General features: G+C 40.9%; 15 protein-coding genes and 1 pseudogene. 13 read left to right on the top strand and 3 right to left on the bottom strand.

Annotated features, from left to right (window positions below):
• Nucleotides 1-7: 7 nt before the first annotated feature.
• The 11 genes from AC1DRQ_RS16255 (at nucleotide 8) to AC1DRQ_RS16205 (ending at nucleotide 11,873) form a co-directional block, all read left to right on the top strand.
• Complete coding sequence (locus AC1DRQ_RS16255; protein ID WP_477425703.1) at nucleotides 8-619, top strand: fumarylacetoacetate hydrolase family protein; 612 nt, start codon at nucleotides 8-10, stop codon at nucleotides 617-619.
• A gap of 3 nt (nucleotides 620-622) precedes the next feature.
• Nucleotides 623-2,341, top strand: a complete 1,719-nt coding sequence (locus AC1DRQ_RS16250; protein ID WP_477425702.1) for a M23 family metallopeptidase — start codon at nucleotides 623-625, stop codon at nucleotides 2,339-2,341.
• 128 nt (nucleotides 2,342-2,469) lie between these two features.
• Nucleotides 2,470-2,931 (top strand): thioredoxin-dependent thiol peroxidase, encoded by a 462-nt coding sequence (bcp, locus tag AC1DRQ_RS16245; RefSeq protein WP_429394506.1) that lies wholly within the window; start codon nucleotides 2,470-2,472, stop codon nucleotides 2,929-2,931.
• A 53-nt stretch (nucleotides 2,932-2,984) separates the two neighbouring features.
• Nucleotides 2,985-3,830, top strand: coding sequence for a transketolase (locus tag AC1DRQ_RS16240; RefSeq protein ID WP_477425701.1), 846 nt, complete (start codon nucleotides 2,985-2,987; stop codon nucleotides 3,828-3,830).
• Between the two features lie 112 nt (nucleotides 3,831-3,942).
• Complete coding sequence (locus AC1DRQ_RS16235) at nucleotides 3,943-4,917, top strand: transketolase family protein (RefSeq protein ID WP_429394501.1); 975 nt, start codon at nucleotides 3,943-3,945, stop codon at nucleotides 4,915-4,917.
• A 16-nt stretch (nucleotides 4,918-4,933) separates the two neighbouring features.
• Nucleotides 4,934-5,488 (top strand): RNA polymerase sigma factor, encoded by a 555-nt coding sequence (locus AC1DRQ_RS16230; RefSeq protein ID WP_429394500.1) that lies wholly within the window; start codon nucleotides 4,934-4,936, stop codon nucleotides 5,486-5,488.
• A 49-nt stretch (nucleotides 5,489-5,537) separates the two neighbouring features.
• Nucleotides 5,538-6,473: a hypothetical protein gene (locus tag AC1DRQ_RS16225; protein ID WP_477425700.1), complete on the top strand. Its 936-nt coding sequence runs from the start codon at nucleotides 5,538-5,540 to the stop codon at nucleotides 6,471-6,473.
• A 12-nt stretch (nucleotides 6,474-6,485) separates the two neighbouring features.
• Nucleotides 6,486-6,977, top strand: coding sequence for a hypothetical protein (locus AC1DRQ_RS16220; protein ID WP_477425699.1), 492 nt, complete (start codon nucleotides 6,486-6,488; stop codon nucleotides 6,975-6,977).
• A gap of 159 nt (nucleotides 6,978-7,136) precedes the next feature.
• Nucleotides 7,137-8,327 (top strand): aspartate aminotransferase family protein, encoded by a 1,191-nt coding sequence (locus AC1DRQ_RS16215; protein WP_477425698.1) that lies wholly within the window; start codon nucleotides 7,137-7,139, stop codon nucleotides 8,325-8,327.
• A 252-nt stretch (nucleotides 8,328-8,579) separates the two neighbouring features.
• On the top strand, nucleotides 8,580-10,859 hold the full coding sequence (locus AC1DRQ_RS16210) for a glycosyltransferase family 4 protein (RefSeq protein WP_477425697.1): 2,280 nt from the start codon (nucleotides 8,580-8,582) through the stop codon (nucleotides 10,857-10,859).
• Nucleotides 10,860-11,873: a glycosyltransferase family 4 protein gene (locus AC1DRQ_RS16205; RefSeq protein WP_477425696.1), complete on the top strand. Its 1,014-nt coding sequence runs from the start codon at nucleotides 10,860-10,862 to the stop codon at nucleotides 11,871-11,873.
• A gap of 93 nt (nucleotides 11,874-11,966) precedes the next feature.
• Here AC1DRQ_RS16205 and AC1DRQ_RS16200 read toward each other — a convergent pair whose 3' ends face one another.
• Nucleotides 11,967-12,371 (bottom strand): hypothetical protein, encoded by a 405-nt coding sequence (locus tag AC1DRQ_RS16200; RefSeq protein WP_429394489.1) that lies wholly within the window; start codon nucleotides 12,369-12,371, stop codon nucleotides 11,967-11,969.
• Nucleotides 12,372-12,709: 338 nt separating this feature from the next.
• Nucleotides 12,710-14,221 (bottom strand): glycoside hydrolase family 130 protein, encoded by a 1,512-nt coding sequence (locus AC1DRQ_RS16195; protein ID WP_429394486.1) that lies wholly within the window; start codon nucleotides 14,219-14,221, stop codon nucleotides 12,710-12,712.
• 160 nt (nucleotides 14,222-14,381) lie between these two features.
• Between AC1DRQ_RS16195 and AC1DRQ_RS16190 the strand changes: the two genes are divergently transcribed.
• Nucleotides 14,382-15,059, top strand: a complete 678-nt coding sequence (locus AC1DRQ_RS16190; RefSeq protein ID WP_429394484.1) for a response regulator transcription factor — start codon at nucleotides 14,382-14,384, stop codon at nucleotides 15,057-15,059.
• 16 nt (nucleotides 15,060-15,075) lie between these two features.
• Complete coding sequence (locus AC1DRQ_RS16185; RefSeq protein ID WP_477425695.1) at nucleotides 15,076-16,392, top strand: sensor histidine kinase; 1,317 nt, start codon at nucleotides 15,076-15,078, stop codon at nucleotides 16,390-16,392.
• Between the two features lie 106 nt (nucleotides 16,393-16,498).
• On the opposite strand, the pseudogene AC1DRQ_RS16180 reads toward AC1DRQ_RS16185, so the two are convergent.
• Nucleotides 16,499-16,925, bottom strand: a pseudogene (locus AC1DRQ_RS16180) (DUF58 domain-containing protein); the annotation flags it as partial.

Below are 16,925 nucleotides of genomic sequence, written 5' to 3'. Positions count from 1 at the left end.
GTAACTTATGAAGATAATTGCCATTGGCCGCAACTATGCCGAGCACGCCAAAGAATTAAATAACCCGGTACCAGCCATTCCGGTTATTTTTATGAAACCCGAAACTGCCATAATAAAGGACAATAAGCCTTTTTATCATCCTGACTTTTCGGACGACGTACATCATGAAATTGAGATCGTATTAAAAATAAGTAAGGAGGGTAAACACGTAAATGAAAAATTTGCCGCTGGTTATTATGATGAAATCGCTTTAGGCATTGATTTTACCGCCCGCGATATTCAAAGCCGCCATAAAGAAAAGGGCCTGCCCTGGGAACTGGCCAAAGCCTTTGATGGCTCGGCGCCCATAAGCACTTTTGTGCCTAAGGCTAAGTTTGCTGCCATTTATGACCTGAATTTCAAGCTGGATATTAATGGCGAAACCCGGCAAAAAGGCAATACACGCGACCTGCTGTTCTCATTCGAAAACATTATCGCGTTTGTTTCACAATACATCACCCTAAAAAAGGGCGATCTTATATTCACCGGTACTCCTCCCGGAGTATCTAAAGTAAAGGTTGGCGACAGGCTGGAAGGATATCTGGAGGATGAAAAATTGCTCGACTTTTACGTTAAATAAAATATGATTAAAAAACATTTGATTATAGCCGCGTTATGCCTGGGCTTTAGCTGGGGCATACGTGCGCAAACTACCATACAAAGCAGGCCCTACCCACAAAATTACTTCCGCTATCCGCTTGACCTGCCACCAAGCACAGCAGGTTCATTCGGCGAGCTCAGGCCCCAGCATTTTCATTCCGGGCTCGATTTTAAGACAAACCAGCGGACGGGTTACCCGGTACATGCTGCCGCCGATGGTTATATATCAAGGGTAAGGGTACAGTTTGGCGGTTTTGGCCGGGCCATTTATATCACCCATCCCAATGGTTATACAACAGTTTACGGGCACCTGCAAAGCTTTACACCGGCTGTTGCAGCTATAATAAAAGCCTACCAGTATGAGCACCAAACCTACGAGGCTGATTTTAAACTGACGCCCGCACAAGTACCTGTTCTTAAAGACGAAGTAGTAGCCATATCCGGCAATGCAGGGGCATCGGCAGGGCCACATGTGCACTTCGAGATCAGGGATACACAAACCGAGGAAACCATTAACCCGCAGCTGTTTGGCCTAACCATACCCGACAGGGTGTCGCCTACCATTACCTCAATAGGCATTTATCACCTCAACGGCAGCCCTTTCAGTGAAAAAACGCCGAAGGAATTTTTAGCGGTTACCGGCGCTGCAGGTACAGGCAATTATCACCTCATCAAACCGCAGGTATTGCATTTAAGCGGGTACATCGGTTTCGGTATCAACACTACTGATATGAACAGCGTTTCGGCCAATCATAACGGCATTTATTCGGTGGAGTTAAAGCTTGACGGCCAAACCGTATACACCTTTTCGGTTGAACGTTTCGCATTCGATCAAACCCATGCCATCAACGCTTATATTGATTACCCTACTTTCACCTCATCGCGCAGGTGGATGCAAAAATGCTTTATACTGCCGGGTAGTCACATATCGCTTTATCCGCAATCCATCAACCGGGGTATCATTACTTTTGATGATAATGCCCTGCACGAAGTAGAGTACGTGGTGAAAGATGCGGCCGGCAATACTTCAACTGTTAAACTAAAGGTACAATCAGAAAAGTTTATTCCTGTTGTCAATAAAATAGCAGGTACTTTATTCCATTACGACCAAAAAAGTGAGTTCAGTACTGATAAGGTAAAAGTGATCATTATGCCAGGCAATTTGTATGATGACCTTGATTTCACTTACTCCATATCACCAAAACCAGCATCTGGTTTCTCGCAGGTGCACCATATCCACAATAAGCTTACCCCTATCCATGATAGTTATGATCTTTGGATAAAACCCGATGTAGATTTGGGTAATTATGCCGATAAGGCGGTAATTGTAAGTACCACAGGCGGCTGCCAGGGCGGCTATTACCAGGATGGCTACGTAAAATCAAAAGTGAGCAGCTTCGGCGAATTTTTTATTAAGATAGATACCCTGCCACCGGTCATCCGTCCGTTAAATATCCATAACGGCAGCAACATGACCGCGTTTAAAAGCATTAACTTGCGTATGGGCGATAACCTGTCGGGCATTAAAAGCTATATAGGCACTATCGACAATAAATGGGTTTTAATGGAGTGGGATTATAAAAGTAAAATACTAAGTTATACCTTTAACGGCGAAATTGCTCCCGGCAAGCACGTATTTAAGCTAACCGTTGGCGATAACAAAAACAATTTTTCGGAATTTAAGGCTGATTTTTATAGGTAGTATCAAGTAGTTAGTATCAAGTATCAAGATTTTTTTACTAATCCTAAGTACCGCGTTTAAGAAGTCATGATACTTGATACTAACTACTTGATACTAAACACGCTACTTGATACTAAAACAATAAAACTATGGCAACATTACAAGAAGGCGATAAAGCCCCTGATTTTACAGCAAAGGATCAAAATGGAAAAACCGTTTCCCTTACTGATTATAAAGGTAAAAATGTGATCCTTTATTTTTATCCAAAGGACGATACCCCGGGCTGCACAGCTGAGTCATGCAGTTTCAGGGACAATTATCAATCTTTACTAAGCAAAGGTTTCGAGGTAATTGGTGTAAGTACCGATGATGAAAAATCGCACAAAAAATTTGAGACCAAATATAGCCTGCCTTTTACCCTGATAGCTGATAACGACCACAACATTGTAGAAGCTTACGGCGTTTGGGCCGAAAAAAACAATTATGGCAAAAAGTATATGGGTACCGTTCGCACTACTTTTATTATTGATGGCAATGGGGTGATCAGTCATATCGTTAAAAAGGTTGATACCCAAAATTCATCACAACAGATACTTGATCTTGTAAAATAAGTGTTAAAAACACAATAATAATTTCTACTTTAGTAGTTTCCTAAATTTTATTAATGAAAGCAGATATTCAAGAATTAGAAAAAAACGCGTCACAGATCAGGCGCGACATTGTACGTATGGTACATGGCTGCCAGTCGGGCCATCCGGGTGGTTCATTAGGTTGTACTGAATTTTTTACCGCTCTTTATTTTTCGGTAATGAACCACGATCCAAAGTTTAATATGGATGCCGTGGGCGAGGATATCTTCTTTTTATCAAACGGACACATTTCGCCGGTATTTTACAGTACACTGGCACACGCCGGGTATTTTGACAAGGCCGAGCTGGCCACTTTCCGCAAGCTTAACTCGCGTTTACAAGGCCACCCAACTACACATGAGCATTTGCCGGGAATCCGCATTGCATCAGGTTCGTTGGGTCAGGGACTTTCGGTAGCTATTGGCGCCGCACTGGCTAAAAAGCTTAATGGCGATAAATCATTGGTATTTACCCTGCATGGCGACGGTGAATTACAGGAAGGACAAATATGGGAGGCCGCTATGTTTGCGCCGCACAACCGTGTTGATAACCTGATATCAACCATTGACGTAAACGGTCAGCAGATTGACGGACCAACCAAACTGGTTTTATCATTAGGCGACCTTCATGCTAAATGGGAAGCTTTTGGCTGGGATGTGCTGGAAATGAATGGCAATGACATGGCCGATGTGGTAAAAACCCTTGAACAGGCCAAAAGCCATACAGGTCAGAGCAAACCAATCATGATATTGATGCATACTGAAATGGGCTATGGTGTTGATTTTATGGCAGGCAGCCACAAATGGCATGGTATTGCACCAAACGACGAGCAGCTACAACTGGCCCTCGGTCAGCTGGAAGAAACACTGGGAGATTATTGAGCCCCCTACCCCCTGAAGGGGGAGTAAAAATAAACGACCGTTAATAAACAACCATTAATCACAATTAAATAAAAAGCCCTCTCCTTCAGGAGAGGGTTGGGTGAGGCCTCTCATGAAGAAATATACTTACACAGATAAAAAAGATACCCGCTCGGGTTTTGGCGCCGGGCTGCTGGAAGCCGGCAGAAAAAATGACCAGGTGGTTGCGCTTTGTGCCGACCTTATTGGCTCATTAAAAATGAATGATTTTATAAAGGAATTTCCCGAACGCTTTGTGCAGGTGGGTATTGCCGAGGCAAATATGATGTGTATTGCCGCCGGCATGACCATTGGCGGTAAAATTCCTTTTACCGGTACTTTTGCTAATTTTTCAACCGGCAGGGTTTATGACCAGATCCGCCAGTCGATAGCTTATTCAAACAAAAACGTAAAGATCTGTGCTTCGCACGCTGGTTTAACCCTGGGCGAAGACGGCGCTACCCACCAGATTCTGGAAGATATAGGCTTAATGAAAATGCTGCCCGGAATGACCGTGATAAACACCTGCGATTATAACCAGACAAAAGCCGCTACAATAGCCATTGCCGAGTATGAAGGCCCCGTTTATCTGCGTTTTGGCAGGCCGGTTGTTCCTATTTTTACAGATCCTGATCAAAAATTTGAGATTGGTAAAGCATGGATGGTGAATGAAGGCGCAGATGTGAGTATATTTGCCACCGGTCATTTGGTTTGGCAGGCTATACTTGCCGGCGAAATGTTAGCTGAAGAAGGTATTGATGCCGAAATCATTAACATACACACCATAAAACCGTTGGATGCTGAGGCCGTTTTAAAGTCGGTAGCTAAAACTGGTTGTGTGGTTACAGCCGAAGAGCATAACCGTTTGGGTGGTTTGGGCGATAGCATTGCACAGGTGCTGGCAACCCATACACCTGCCCCACAGGAGTACATTGCTGTTAATGACAGTTTTGGCGAAAGCGGGACACCTGAGCAGTTAATGACCAAATATGGCCTTGATGCCGCGCATATTGTACTTGCCGCAAAAAAGGTAATGCAAAGAAAACAAAATGCGGTATTTAGCATTTAACTATAAAAATTAAAAAATGTCGTTGCAGGTTGAAGATTCAGAGATTTTAAGCAAGTTCCAGGACGAAAAAACACGTAACGAAGCGTTTAACCTGTTATTGAAAAAATACCAGCAAAAAATTTACTGGCACATACGCCGTATGGTTATTGACCATGATGATGCGGACGATCTGGTGCAGGACGTTTTTATTAAGGTTTGGAAAAACCTGCTGGGTTTTAGAAATGATGCGCAGCTATATACCTGGATGTACAGGATAGCATCTAATGAATGCATTACTTTTTTGAACAAGAAAAAGCAAAAAAACAATGTTTCGCTGGATGATGTAGCTTATGAACTGGCCGATACACTGGCCGATTCGAGCTACTTTAATGGCGACCAGGCACAGCGCAAACTACAGGAGGCCCTGATAACCCTGCCCGAAAAACAGCGTTTGGTATTCAATATGAAGTATTATGATGATATGAAGTATGAAGAAATATCGCAGGTTTTGGGTACCAGCGTGGGTGCTTTAAAGGCATCTTTTCACTTGGCAGTCAAAAAGATAGAGGCTTTTTTGCTATCTAAAGATTAATTTTAATTTACATTAAACCTTTTAGCACTATGTTCATCTATAGTTATGTATGAAAAGCGAAATGGACAATAGGGAGTGGCTGGATGATTATGAATCACTGAAACGGATCAATGCAAATAATCCGTTCACAGTGCCGTCTGACTATTTCAACGAATTAGCGCAGCACATAACATCACGCATAAGGCTGGAAGAGCTAAAAGGCTCATCCGGTGGGTTTACCATTCCTGAAAACTACTTTGAACAATTAAGCAGCAACATACAGAGCCGTATACGTATTGAAGAGGCTGTGAATACGGAAAACACAGGTTTTACCGTACCAGAAAATTATTTTGATGAGCTTGGCAGCAACATCCAAAGCAGGGTAGCCATTGAGGGCGCATTAAACCCGGAGCATCAGGGTTTTGATGTGCCTGAAAATTACTTTGAAGAGCTTGGTAACAACATCCAAAGCAGGATTGCCATTGAACAGTATATAAGCAACGAAACAGAAGACTTCACCGTTCCTGAAAATTATTTTGAGGAATTGAGTAATAATATCCAAAGCAGAATAGGTATTGAGCAGCATGTTGATATTGGGGCCGAAGATTTTACTGTTCCCGCGCGTTATTTTGAACAGTTAAACCAAAATATTTTAAATAAAACTGTTAACCAGGATGCGGCTAAGATTGTTACCATGCCGGTTGCTGTTAAAAAGAAAGGTATGGTGCGCAGGCTTTTTGTATCCCATACCTTCAGGTATGCTACAGCAGCTTGCTTTGCCCTGATATTAGGTATTGGCGTTGTTATAAAAAGTGCAGATGCCCCGGTAAAGCACGACCAATCATTTTTACATCAACAGCTTTCAACCATACCTGTAGACGAAATTAAGAGTTACCTGCAATTGCACATGGATGCAGGCGATACCCGTACCCTGATGGACGGCGGGCAGCAAATTAATAGTGAAAGTTTGGATGAAGATCTGTCAGATTATATAGATACTAATTAACGATACATTTTAATGAGTAAATTGATCAGGCATATTTTTATTGTATTATTTATTGTGGCAGCGGGCTATGAGTCTTTTGCACAGGTATCAAATCAACTGGTGCCTGGTCAACGAACTGCGCCCAATGCAAACACCCAAAAAAAGGGCGCTATGGGCAAAAGGCTTGAAGCGGCCCGTAACAGGTTTATCAGCAAACAATTAGACCTTACAGACCAGGAATCGACTAAATTTTGGCCTGTATATAGCCGTTACCAGCAGGAACTTACTGCGGTAAGGATCTTAAAACGTTTAAATAACTCCAGCTCGGCCACCAACGGCACTGAACAGATAGATAAAGAAATTTATTACGAAAGTCAGTTGGTAGCCATACGCAAACGCTATAAAGACGCCTTCCTGAAAATACTCCCTCCCGAAAAAGTGAGCGAGCTCTATAAAAGTGAGCGCGAATTTAACGACGAACTCATTAAACAACTCAGCGAACGCAGCGAAAGGGCAGGGAATTAAGTCTTTAGTCTTTAGTCTTTAGTCTTTAGTCTTTAGTCTTTAGTGACAATTGTTATTGACCTTACTTGTTTGATTTCCGGTTCAATTTATATTCCTGCATTAAAGCTTATCTTTGCCGTTAATAACTCAGGACTTCGAACTAAAAACTTACAACTTAAAATGCCTACCCTTCGTCAGCTTTTTTTGGCAAATAACGCGCAAACTACCAACTTCCCGCTTTTACTGGAGTTTGAACATGCCGAGGGTATTTATATGTACGATKCCGCTGGCAAAGCGTATACCGACCTCATATCGGGCATTGGGGTAAGCAGTCTTGGGCACGGCAATCCTTATGTTATAGCTGCCATTAAACAGCAGGTTGATAAATATATGCACCTGATGGTTTATGGCGAATATGTACAAACACCGCAAGTTCGTTTTGCCGAAAAACTAATTGCTATGCTTCCTGAAAACCTGCAGTCGGTATATTTTACCAATTCAGGCGCCGAGGCGGTTGAAGGAGCTTTGAAGCTGGCCAAACGTTTCACAGGCAGGCAACAAGTTGTGGCTTGCTATAACTCCTACCATGGCAGTACGCAGGGAGCGCTCAGTGTAATGGGCAATGAGGAATTTAAACAGGCCTACCGCCCGCTATTACCGGGTGTCAGTTTTATCCGGTTTAATGAAATTGAAGATCTGCCTCTGATCACAGAGCAAACTGCCTGTGTTATTATAGAGACCATACAGGGCGAAGCCGGTATTCGTGTGCCCGATGCAGCTTATATGCAGGCCTTACGCCAACGTTGTAATGAAACAGGCACATTACTCATACTGGATGAGATACAGGCCGCCTTTGGCCGTACAGGCAAGCTGTTTGCCTTTGAACACTTTGAGATAGTGCCCGATATATTATTATTGGCCAAGGCCCTGGGCGGGGGGATGCCTGTAGGCGCTTTCATTTCATCAAACATCATCATGGGCGCCCTGAAAGAAAATCCTATTTTAGGCCATATCACTACTTTTGGCGGTCACCCGGTATGCTGTGCCGCGGGCCTGGCCGCTTTGGAAGTATTATTAAATGAGAATTTAACAGCAGGCGTAGCCGAAAAGGAATTAATTTTTCGTAAATTGCTTGCACACCCGGCTATAAAGGAAGTTAGGGGCAAAGGATTGATGCTGGCTATTGAGTTGGAAAGCTTTGATCTGAATAAAAAAATAATTGACCGCTGCATTGAACATGGTGTTATAACCGATTGGTTTTTACATTGCAGTAATTCCATGCGTATTGCTCCTCCCCTCATCATTAGTTCAGATGAAATTGAAAAAGCGTGCAATGTTATTGTCGAAGCTATTGATTACTACACTGCCTGATATTTACAGGCGTCTACCTAATACGGGTAACTTTTAAGTTACTTTATTGATTAATACCACATAATATTTAGTTTGAGTTAAATTGGTATAGTTTATGCATTTATATGCATGTAACTATATAAATGTGCTGTAAAGGCATCTTCTCTTTCAAAACAGATCACTTTCTGCTCTTTTTTATAGTCACTTTCAAACAAGTAGCTAAATATTCTTATTTATATCTACAACCATACATTTTTAATATTTCTACCAAATATGAAAATAGCATATATATCAACTTACCCTCCCCGCGAATGTGGTTTGGCCACCTTCAATCAAAATTTGATGCGCGCTATTAATGCAAACTTCCCAGAAAGGGCTTCGCTTGCGCATGGTGGCTTTGTGGTTGCATTAAACGATTCTGAAGATTTGCATGAGTATGAATATCCAGATGAGGTAAAATATGTTATCCGTCAGGATCATCAGAAAAGTTATATCAAGGCGGCTAACTACATTAATACCAGTAATGCAGATGTTTGCATTATGGAGCATGAGTTTGGTATATATGGTGGCGAAAGTGGTATATACATATTACCATTAATAAACCGGCTCGAAAAGCCATTAATTTCTATACTGCATACTATATTAAAGGATCCAAGCTATGTGCAGCGCATCATTATCCGTGAAATTGCTGATCAATCATCAAAGATAATTGTAATGAGTAAACGGGCTGTTGAGTTCTTAACTACTATTTATGATATCCCTGCCGAAAAGATCCAGATCATAGAACATGGCGTTCCTGATGTAGAAGCAGCGGTCGAAAATCCTGTTAACAGCTTGTCTTCATTTAAAAACCACCGGGTTTTATTAACCTTTGGCTTGTTAAGTCGTAATAAAGGTTTAGAAACGGTTATAAAAGCATTGCCCAGAATTGTTCAAAAACATCCCGATGTGATGTATGTGATATTGGGCAACACACATCCCGGAGTAATAAAAAGCTCGGGTGAGGAATATCGGGATCATTTAAAATCCCTTGCAGCTCAGCTTGGCGTATCAGCCAATCTGTCGTTCATTAATAAATTCGTTTCGGAAGAAGAACTGGTAAATTACCTTACCGCTACCGAAATATATGTAACACCCTATTTGAACGAAGCGCAAATAACCAGCGGTACACTCTCATACGCTGTAGGTGCCGGAGCTGCTGTAGTATCAACACCATACTGGCATGCTACTGAGCTGCTGGCAGACAAACGAGGCAGACTTTTTGATTTCAAAAATTCTGAAGCCCTTGCCGATACAGTGATTGAACTGCTTGACCAGGATCGCGTATTAGAAGAGCTTAAACAAAACGCCTATCAATATGGCCTGAATTTACGCTGGCCGGTTGTAGGCGCCGAATATATAAAGGCAGCCCAGGAAGCTGTGGTCAGCTATGATTTTAGCGATAAGATACTAAAAAACAGCATTGTTGATCCTGAAATACTGCCCAAGTTTAGCTTAGCCCATGTATTGCGCTTAACCGATGATACTGGTATTGTACAACATGCCAAATATGGGATCCCCAACTTAAAAGAAGGGTATTGTCTTGATGATAATGCAAGGGCGCTCATTATGGCTTTGATGGCCTACCAGCGCAGCAAAAGCAAAGAAGCTTTTGAGCTGTTGCCTATATACCTGAGCTACATTCACTATATGCAAACCGATGATGGTAATTTCCGTAACTTTTTGAGCTTTGACAGACGCTACCTGGATGAGGTAGGTTCGGAAGATTCATTTGGGCGTACCATTTGGGCCCTGGGGCATTTGATTGGTTGCGCGGCAAGTAACTCCTACCGGGAGTTTGCGATAGAAATATTTCACAAGTCGGTACCCCATTTTACCAAACTGGAACATTTGAGGGGTATGGCTAATACCATTATAGGCATTAGTTTATACCTGCAGGTATACCCCTCTGACGAAGGAATGGTTAAAATATTGACACAACTTACCCAGCCATTGATAGATGCGTATGAAAATACTCAATCAGAAGATTGGCAATGGTTTGAAGAAAAAATGACTTATGATAATGCGATACTTCCTTTAGCGCTATTACACTCCTGTGAAATTACCGGGAACGAAAATGCCAAAAGGATAGCCCTGAACACCATGGCATTTTTAGATAAATTAACCCTATCAAACGGATATTTGAGTCCGGTTGGTAATGATGGCTGGTATTATCGCGGTGGCACTTTCCCAACGTTTGATCAGCAGGCTATTGAAACCATGGCTATGGTACTGATGCATTTTCAGGCTTACCAAATATTCAGGATACCGCAATATGTGGAGAAAATGTTTCTGAGCTATAAGTGGTTCCTGGGCGAAAACACGCTGCGGGCTCCTTTGTATGATCATGAAACAAAGGGTTGCTGTGATGGCTTGCTGCCCAGCGGTATTAACCGTAACCAGGGCGCCGAAAGTACTTTAGCGTACCTGATATCGCATTTAACTGTGTTAAAAGCCTTTGAACTGGAATACGAATACAATAAGTACGGCAAACAGAAAATGGAGATCTGCTAAATGAAGGTAGCTGTATTAGCTCCTGTTGCCTGGCGCACACCGCCCAGGCATTACGGACCATGGGAGCAAATAGCATCTAACATTGCCGAAGGTTTAATAAAATCAGGTATCGAAGTAACGCTTTTTGCTACAGGCGACTCTATAACCGCCGGTAAACTCGACGCTGTTTGTGCAACAGGTTATGAGGAAGACCGCAGCCAGGATGCCAAAATATTGGAATGCCTGCATATCAGCAACCTGATGGAAAAAGCTGATCAGTTTGATATCATTCATAATAATTTTGATTTTTTGCCGCTTACTTATTCCAAGCTGATTAAAACGCCCATGATTACTACCATACATGGTTTTTCATCGCCCAGGATAATTCCGGTATACAAAAAGTATAATTATACAGGCTATTACGTATCCATCAGTAACGCCGACCGCAGCCCAGAACTTAAATACCTGGCAACAGTATACAATGGTTTAGATACTACAGATTTTGAGTTTTACCCAAACCCGGAAGATTATCTGCTATACTTTGGTCGCATCCACCCAGACAAAGGCACGGCCGAAGCAATCCAGATCGCCAAAAAAAGCAAACGCAAGTTGCTCATAGCAGGCATCATCCAGGACGAAAACTATTACCGCGAAAAAGTTGAACCGCAATTATCGGCAGATATTGAATATGTAGGGCACGCCGGGCCCGATAAGAGAAAGGAATTATTAGGCAATGCTTATGCATTATTACATCCCATAAGTTTTAACGAGCCTTTTGGCATGAGCGTAGCAGAAGCCATGCTTTGTGGCACCCCGGTTATCGCTTTTAATAAAGGATCAATGCCGGAGTTGATAAAACATAGCCAGACAGGCTTTTTGGTTGATACTGTTGATGAAGCGTCTGATGCCGTTAGCCGGCTGGATCAAATAAGCCGTAAAGATTGTTTTAATTGGGCAAATTCGCAGTTTTCATGCGATAAGATGGCAAAGAATTATTTGGAGTTGTATAAGAAGATATTGGGTAAGCTTGCCTGAGGAAATGAAAACCTATAGGCATAGGACTGTAGTGCCTTAAAATATTACCTACTTTAAAGATCTTGTGGTTTTAGGTTTTCTGCATTAAGTTTATTAACCTGCATCCCTTATCAACTCATCCTTTACCCCGGAAGAATCCATTGATTCCGGCTGATGAGTATAATCATTTAATGGCCTTACGTTATTGTCGCCAAGTAAGGGATAAGTATTTTCTACTGTTTCATCCGGCTCGTGCTTAGGAATTTCATTTTCATGCGCGTATTTGTAGCCTAATCTTTTGTTTTCTTCTTCAATAAAAACAAACAGATCGCCCAGGCACGAATAAACCGATTGCAGAAACTTATAGTTGATTGAGGTAAGGCATTTACCTGAATCGTCAGAACCTTTTCCTGGTTCGCAAAAATTAAGTTTGGTAATAATACCATTAATCAGCTCAACTTCAAATTTGCCCTCATTATGCCATGTTAAGCTGTTTTTTATTTCTCTAAAATGATCCATTGCTGTATAAATTTTTTGTCATATATTAAACTGTAACACTCACTACACTAATTAAATATACACTTATTGTATCAATTTATTATATCAATGGATATGCCAATTTCATGTTTTACAAAAAAAAATTCACTAATCATCGCATTAAATCGCAGCAGCCATTTTTACTCAGGCACCGCCATAAACGGGGTTGCAAATTTGAATAATGAGTTTATTATTTAGGACGGTTTATTATATAGGGAAAGCACAGTAAAGACTTACGAAATTTTAAAAATTTCGTAAGTCTTTATACGCATAAAACAAACACATCAGCGATAGCAGATGAGTCAAATCCTATTCCTGTTTCATGCTTTTTGCTTTGAGTCTTTAGCTTTAGGCTTGATCATCTCCTCGCTCACATCCTCTTTGAATTTTTTAAGCAGCTCATCCAGGCAAACTTCCGCAAATGCTGTTGATGAATCAGATACACCGTAAGGGATAATAAGCTTGTTATTATGCACTATTGCCCCGCAGGAATAAAGTACATTGGGTACATAACCCTCGCGCTCATCGCTGTTAGGGATCAGGAGGGGCTCACGCAGGCGTCCAATCTCTATGGCAGGATCATCAAGCTTTAACAAACTTGCGCCCAGTACATAGCGCCGCATAGGCCCTACGCCGTGTGTTATCACTATCCAGCCATCTTTTGTTTCAATGGGCGAACCGCAATTCCCTATCTGAATAAACTCCCATGAAAATTTGGGTTGCTGCAACAGTATGGGTTTTTCCCAGATGTTTATTTTATCAGAGTACATGATATAATTGTTGCAGCCATCAATGCGTGATATCATTACATACCTGCCATTTACTTTACGGGGAAACAGCGCCAGATTTTTGTTTTGAGCGCCTGCACCATAAAGCGGCATTATTTTAAAATTATAAAAATCGGTTGTCTGTAATAGCTTAGGCATAATGAGCGAGCCATCATAGGCAGTGTAAGTGGCATAATACACATAACTTCCATCCTCATTAATAAACTTCACAAAGCGTGCATCCTCAATACCCTTACGTTCGTATTCAGATATAGGGAATATTACACGGTCAGAAATATCGGTATCCAATGAAAAAACAATTTCGTAGTAAGAATCGGCCAGCCACAGCACTTTATCGTATTCAAGCCGCTTCATATCGTTTTCCTGCAGCCTTTGCGATTCAAGGATAATGCGGCGCAGGTTTGCATATTCAAAATGATGATCGAGCTTTGATTCCAGTTCGCTTATTACATCAATACTGATCTGGGTGATGGCGGCTTTATCAAAAAACAGCTTTTTGTTATAAACCGCGTTGCGTACAATTTCGGCCTCATCAATATAACTTCCCGATGGCTGGATAGTGATGTTATTAAACTTATCGATAAGCGCCCGGCGAAAAGTAATGGACGAAATATGCCCCTCGCCTACTGCCCTGAAACTGATGATCACCCGCTTTTGCCCGTCTTCCATTTCGGTTTGATCGGGGTCCTCCACTATTGAGGGGTTAAAAAAAGCAGCCGATTCTATAGAATATTCGTGGGTAAAATAAGAGCCTATTAATAATTTACGGTAAACCGTGAGGGTATCATAATCAATATTTAACTCCTGAAACAGCGGCTTAAGCTTACTGCAATGCCGGTTTAAAACCCGGGTAATGTTACGGTGCCGTTTTGAATACTCCTGCAACAGCGGCGAAACAATACCAAAAGCCACTTCTTCGCTGATGTTCATTACGCGTTCAATCACTTCTTTAGCACGATCATTCCCATTAAAAAAGAATCTTGCAATAACACGTTTGGGATCTGGGTTAACTCTTATGGGTTTACGTTCAATGGAAAGTCTCATATTAAAAGTTAGCGTTTATTTTGTAACAGCATTTAGCTCAAATTGATTTGGGTAATTTTACAAACCTTTTAGTTAAGTTGATTAACATTTAAAACATATATTTTATTATATACATTTAATGTTTTATTTATAAGTTTCAGCTTTCGTAAATTGCAAGCCTATGAATGTATTAATTGTTGAAGACGAAAAAGGCTTAGCCCTTGAAGTTGATGAATTTTTAAGCCATGAAGGTTTTACGGTTGAACACGCACGTACCAAAAAATCGGCCGAGGAGAAAATATTTGTAAACAACTACGATTTTATACTGCTTGATCTGGGCTTGCCCGATGGCGACGGTTTTGACCTTTTAAAAATGCTGAAAGGCCTTGATAAACGTGAAGACGCTGTAATTATACTAACAGCACGCGGGGCGGTTGATGACCGGGTTATGGGCCTTGAGCAAGGTGCAGACGATTACCTGGCCAAGCCGTTTTCATTAAATGAGCTTTTAGCACGTATGCATGCCATAACACGCCGCAAACACCGGCTGGAGAGTAATGATATTAATATAAAAGGCCTGCTGGTTAACATACAAAACCGTACCGTAATGTATAACGATGAGCGTATTAATCTCACCAAAAAGGAGTTTGAGATATTTAACTACCTGGTATTAAATAAAAACCGGGTAATTTCACGTACCAATTTAACCGAGCATGTATGGGGCGATGTACTGGAAATTAACTCCGACTCGAACTTTGTTGATGTGCATGTTAAAAACCTGCGCAAAAAGCTATCGCAATATATTCCGATTGATTGGTTTGAAACTGTACGGAGCATTGGCTACCGCATTAATATTTAAACTACATCATTAACAAATGAAACTACAGGTAAAACTGGCCCTATATAATACTTTAACCAAAGTGGCCATTATTTTATTTACCGGCTTGCTCATATTACTATCTATTGAAAAGATATCATACAACCATATTGAATTGCGGTTGGAAAATGCTCAAAAGGAAATTTTAAGGAGCTTTCCATCAAAGGAGATCAATAACTACCTGGTTAACGGGAAAGTTTATATCGATTATAACATTTTAAAGACGGAGTTTATAACCATACAGCCCGTAAAATACCAGCCAAAGGAATCCAAAGCCGTTACTTTCTCTTCGGAGGTACGTACTTTTGAAAGAAATGCAGAAAATTATCGCGTCCTTTCACACAAGTTTAATTTTAATAACCACACTTACCGGCTTGAAATTGGCGAGGCCATTGAATCTGTTGAGGAGCTAAAATCAATTATTAAAAGATTTACTTTACTGGTGTTGTTTATTGCCCTTGCGCTTACACTGGTTAGCGACCTGGTATTCACCAAGTTTTTGCTCGCACCTTTTTATAAAATAATAGACCGTAAACTAATCAAAGTGAACGATCCGATGAACTTTGATTATGAAAAAATTAAAACCACCACCCAGGATTTTGAACTGCTTGACGATAGCATAAGCAAGCTTATGAAAAAAATATCGAACCTTTTTATTCTGGAAAAACAGTTTATTGCCAATGTATCACATGAGCTGCTTACCCCTATATCCATCATCAGTTCAAGGCTCGAAAATATTTTATTGCAGGAAGAACTTAGCGAAGGCAGTGAGAATAAAATGCATGCTTCGCTTAAAACCTTAAACCGCCTAAAGTCCATCATCAACAGTTTATTGCTGATATCAAAAGTGGAGAACAACCAGTTTGATAAAGCTGATGTGGTTATGATAGCCGGTGTTATTAAAGAAATACATGAAGAGCTGGAAGACCGCATGGATGAAAAACAGCTAAAATTCACCAACCATCTTAAATATATTTACTCCATAGAAGGCAACCGGCCTCTTATGCATACCCTGTTGTTCAATATTATCAACAACTCCATAAAATACAACCATCCTACCGGTACTATTACCATTAGCGATGAACTTACGGAGGATAATTACTCGATCATTATTGCCGACACTGGTGCCGGCATGGACCAAAAGCAAATAGAAAACGCTTTTAACCGCTTTGAAAAGTTTGATACTGACGAAAAAGAAAGTTACGGCTTAGGTTTGGCCATAGTAAAAAGTATTACCGCTTTTCATGATATTAAAGTTCAAATAAACTCGGTTAAAAGCAAGGGGACTGCCGTAAAGTTGATATTTAACCACTAAACTTAACTTCACAAAATCTTCATTCTTACTTTATTACTTTGTTCCAAGTTTTAGTAAGTGTTACCCCTGTTAAAAAAGGCTATTTGTAAAGAATAGCCTTTTTTGTTTATATCATTTTATTCCTTTTTACCAGGTAGGCCTTTAATATGTTATGGTATCCTTCGTGTATGTCGGCATCAATAAGGTCAATGTGGTATTGAGCGCATTTTAATTCCAGCTCATGACGGTATGCTGCTAATGATGCACGGTAAGCATCACGCACCTTGCCTGGATGTACCTTTATTTCGGCCCCACTCTCTATATCAACAAAGTGATGGGGGCGATTATCAAAATTAAAATCAAGCTCTTTTTGTTTATCATGAACATTAAAGATGATCACCTCGTGCTTATTAAATTTTAAATGTTGTATAGCTGCAAAAAGTGATTGCAATTTATCGGCATTCAGGTTATTCTCCAGCATATCACTAAAAATAACAACCATAGACCGCTGGTGAATTTCCTGGGCAATATGATGCAGTACATCTGTTATGATG

The sequence above is a fragment of the Mucilaginibacter sp. P4_E8 genome (genome assembly GCF_056401495.1).
Note: the sequence above shows the minus strand (reverse complement) of the source record. Positions and strands in the feature narration are given on the sequence as shown.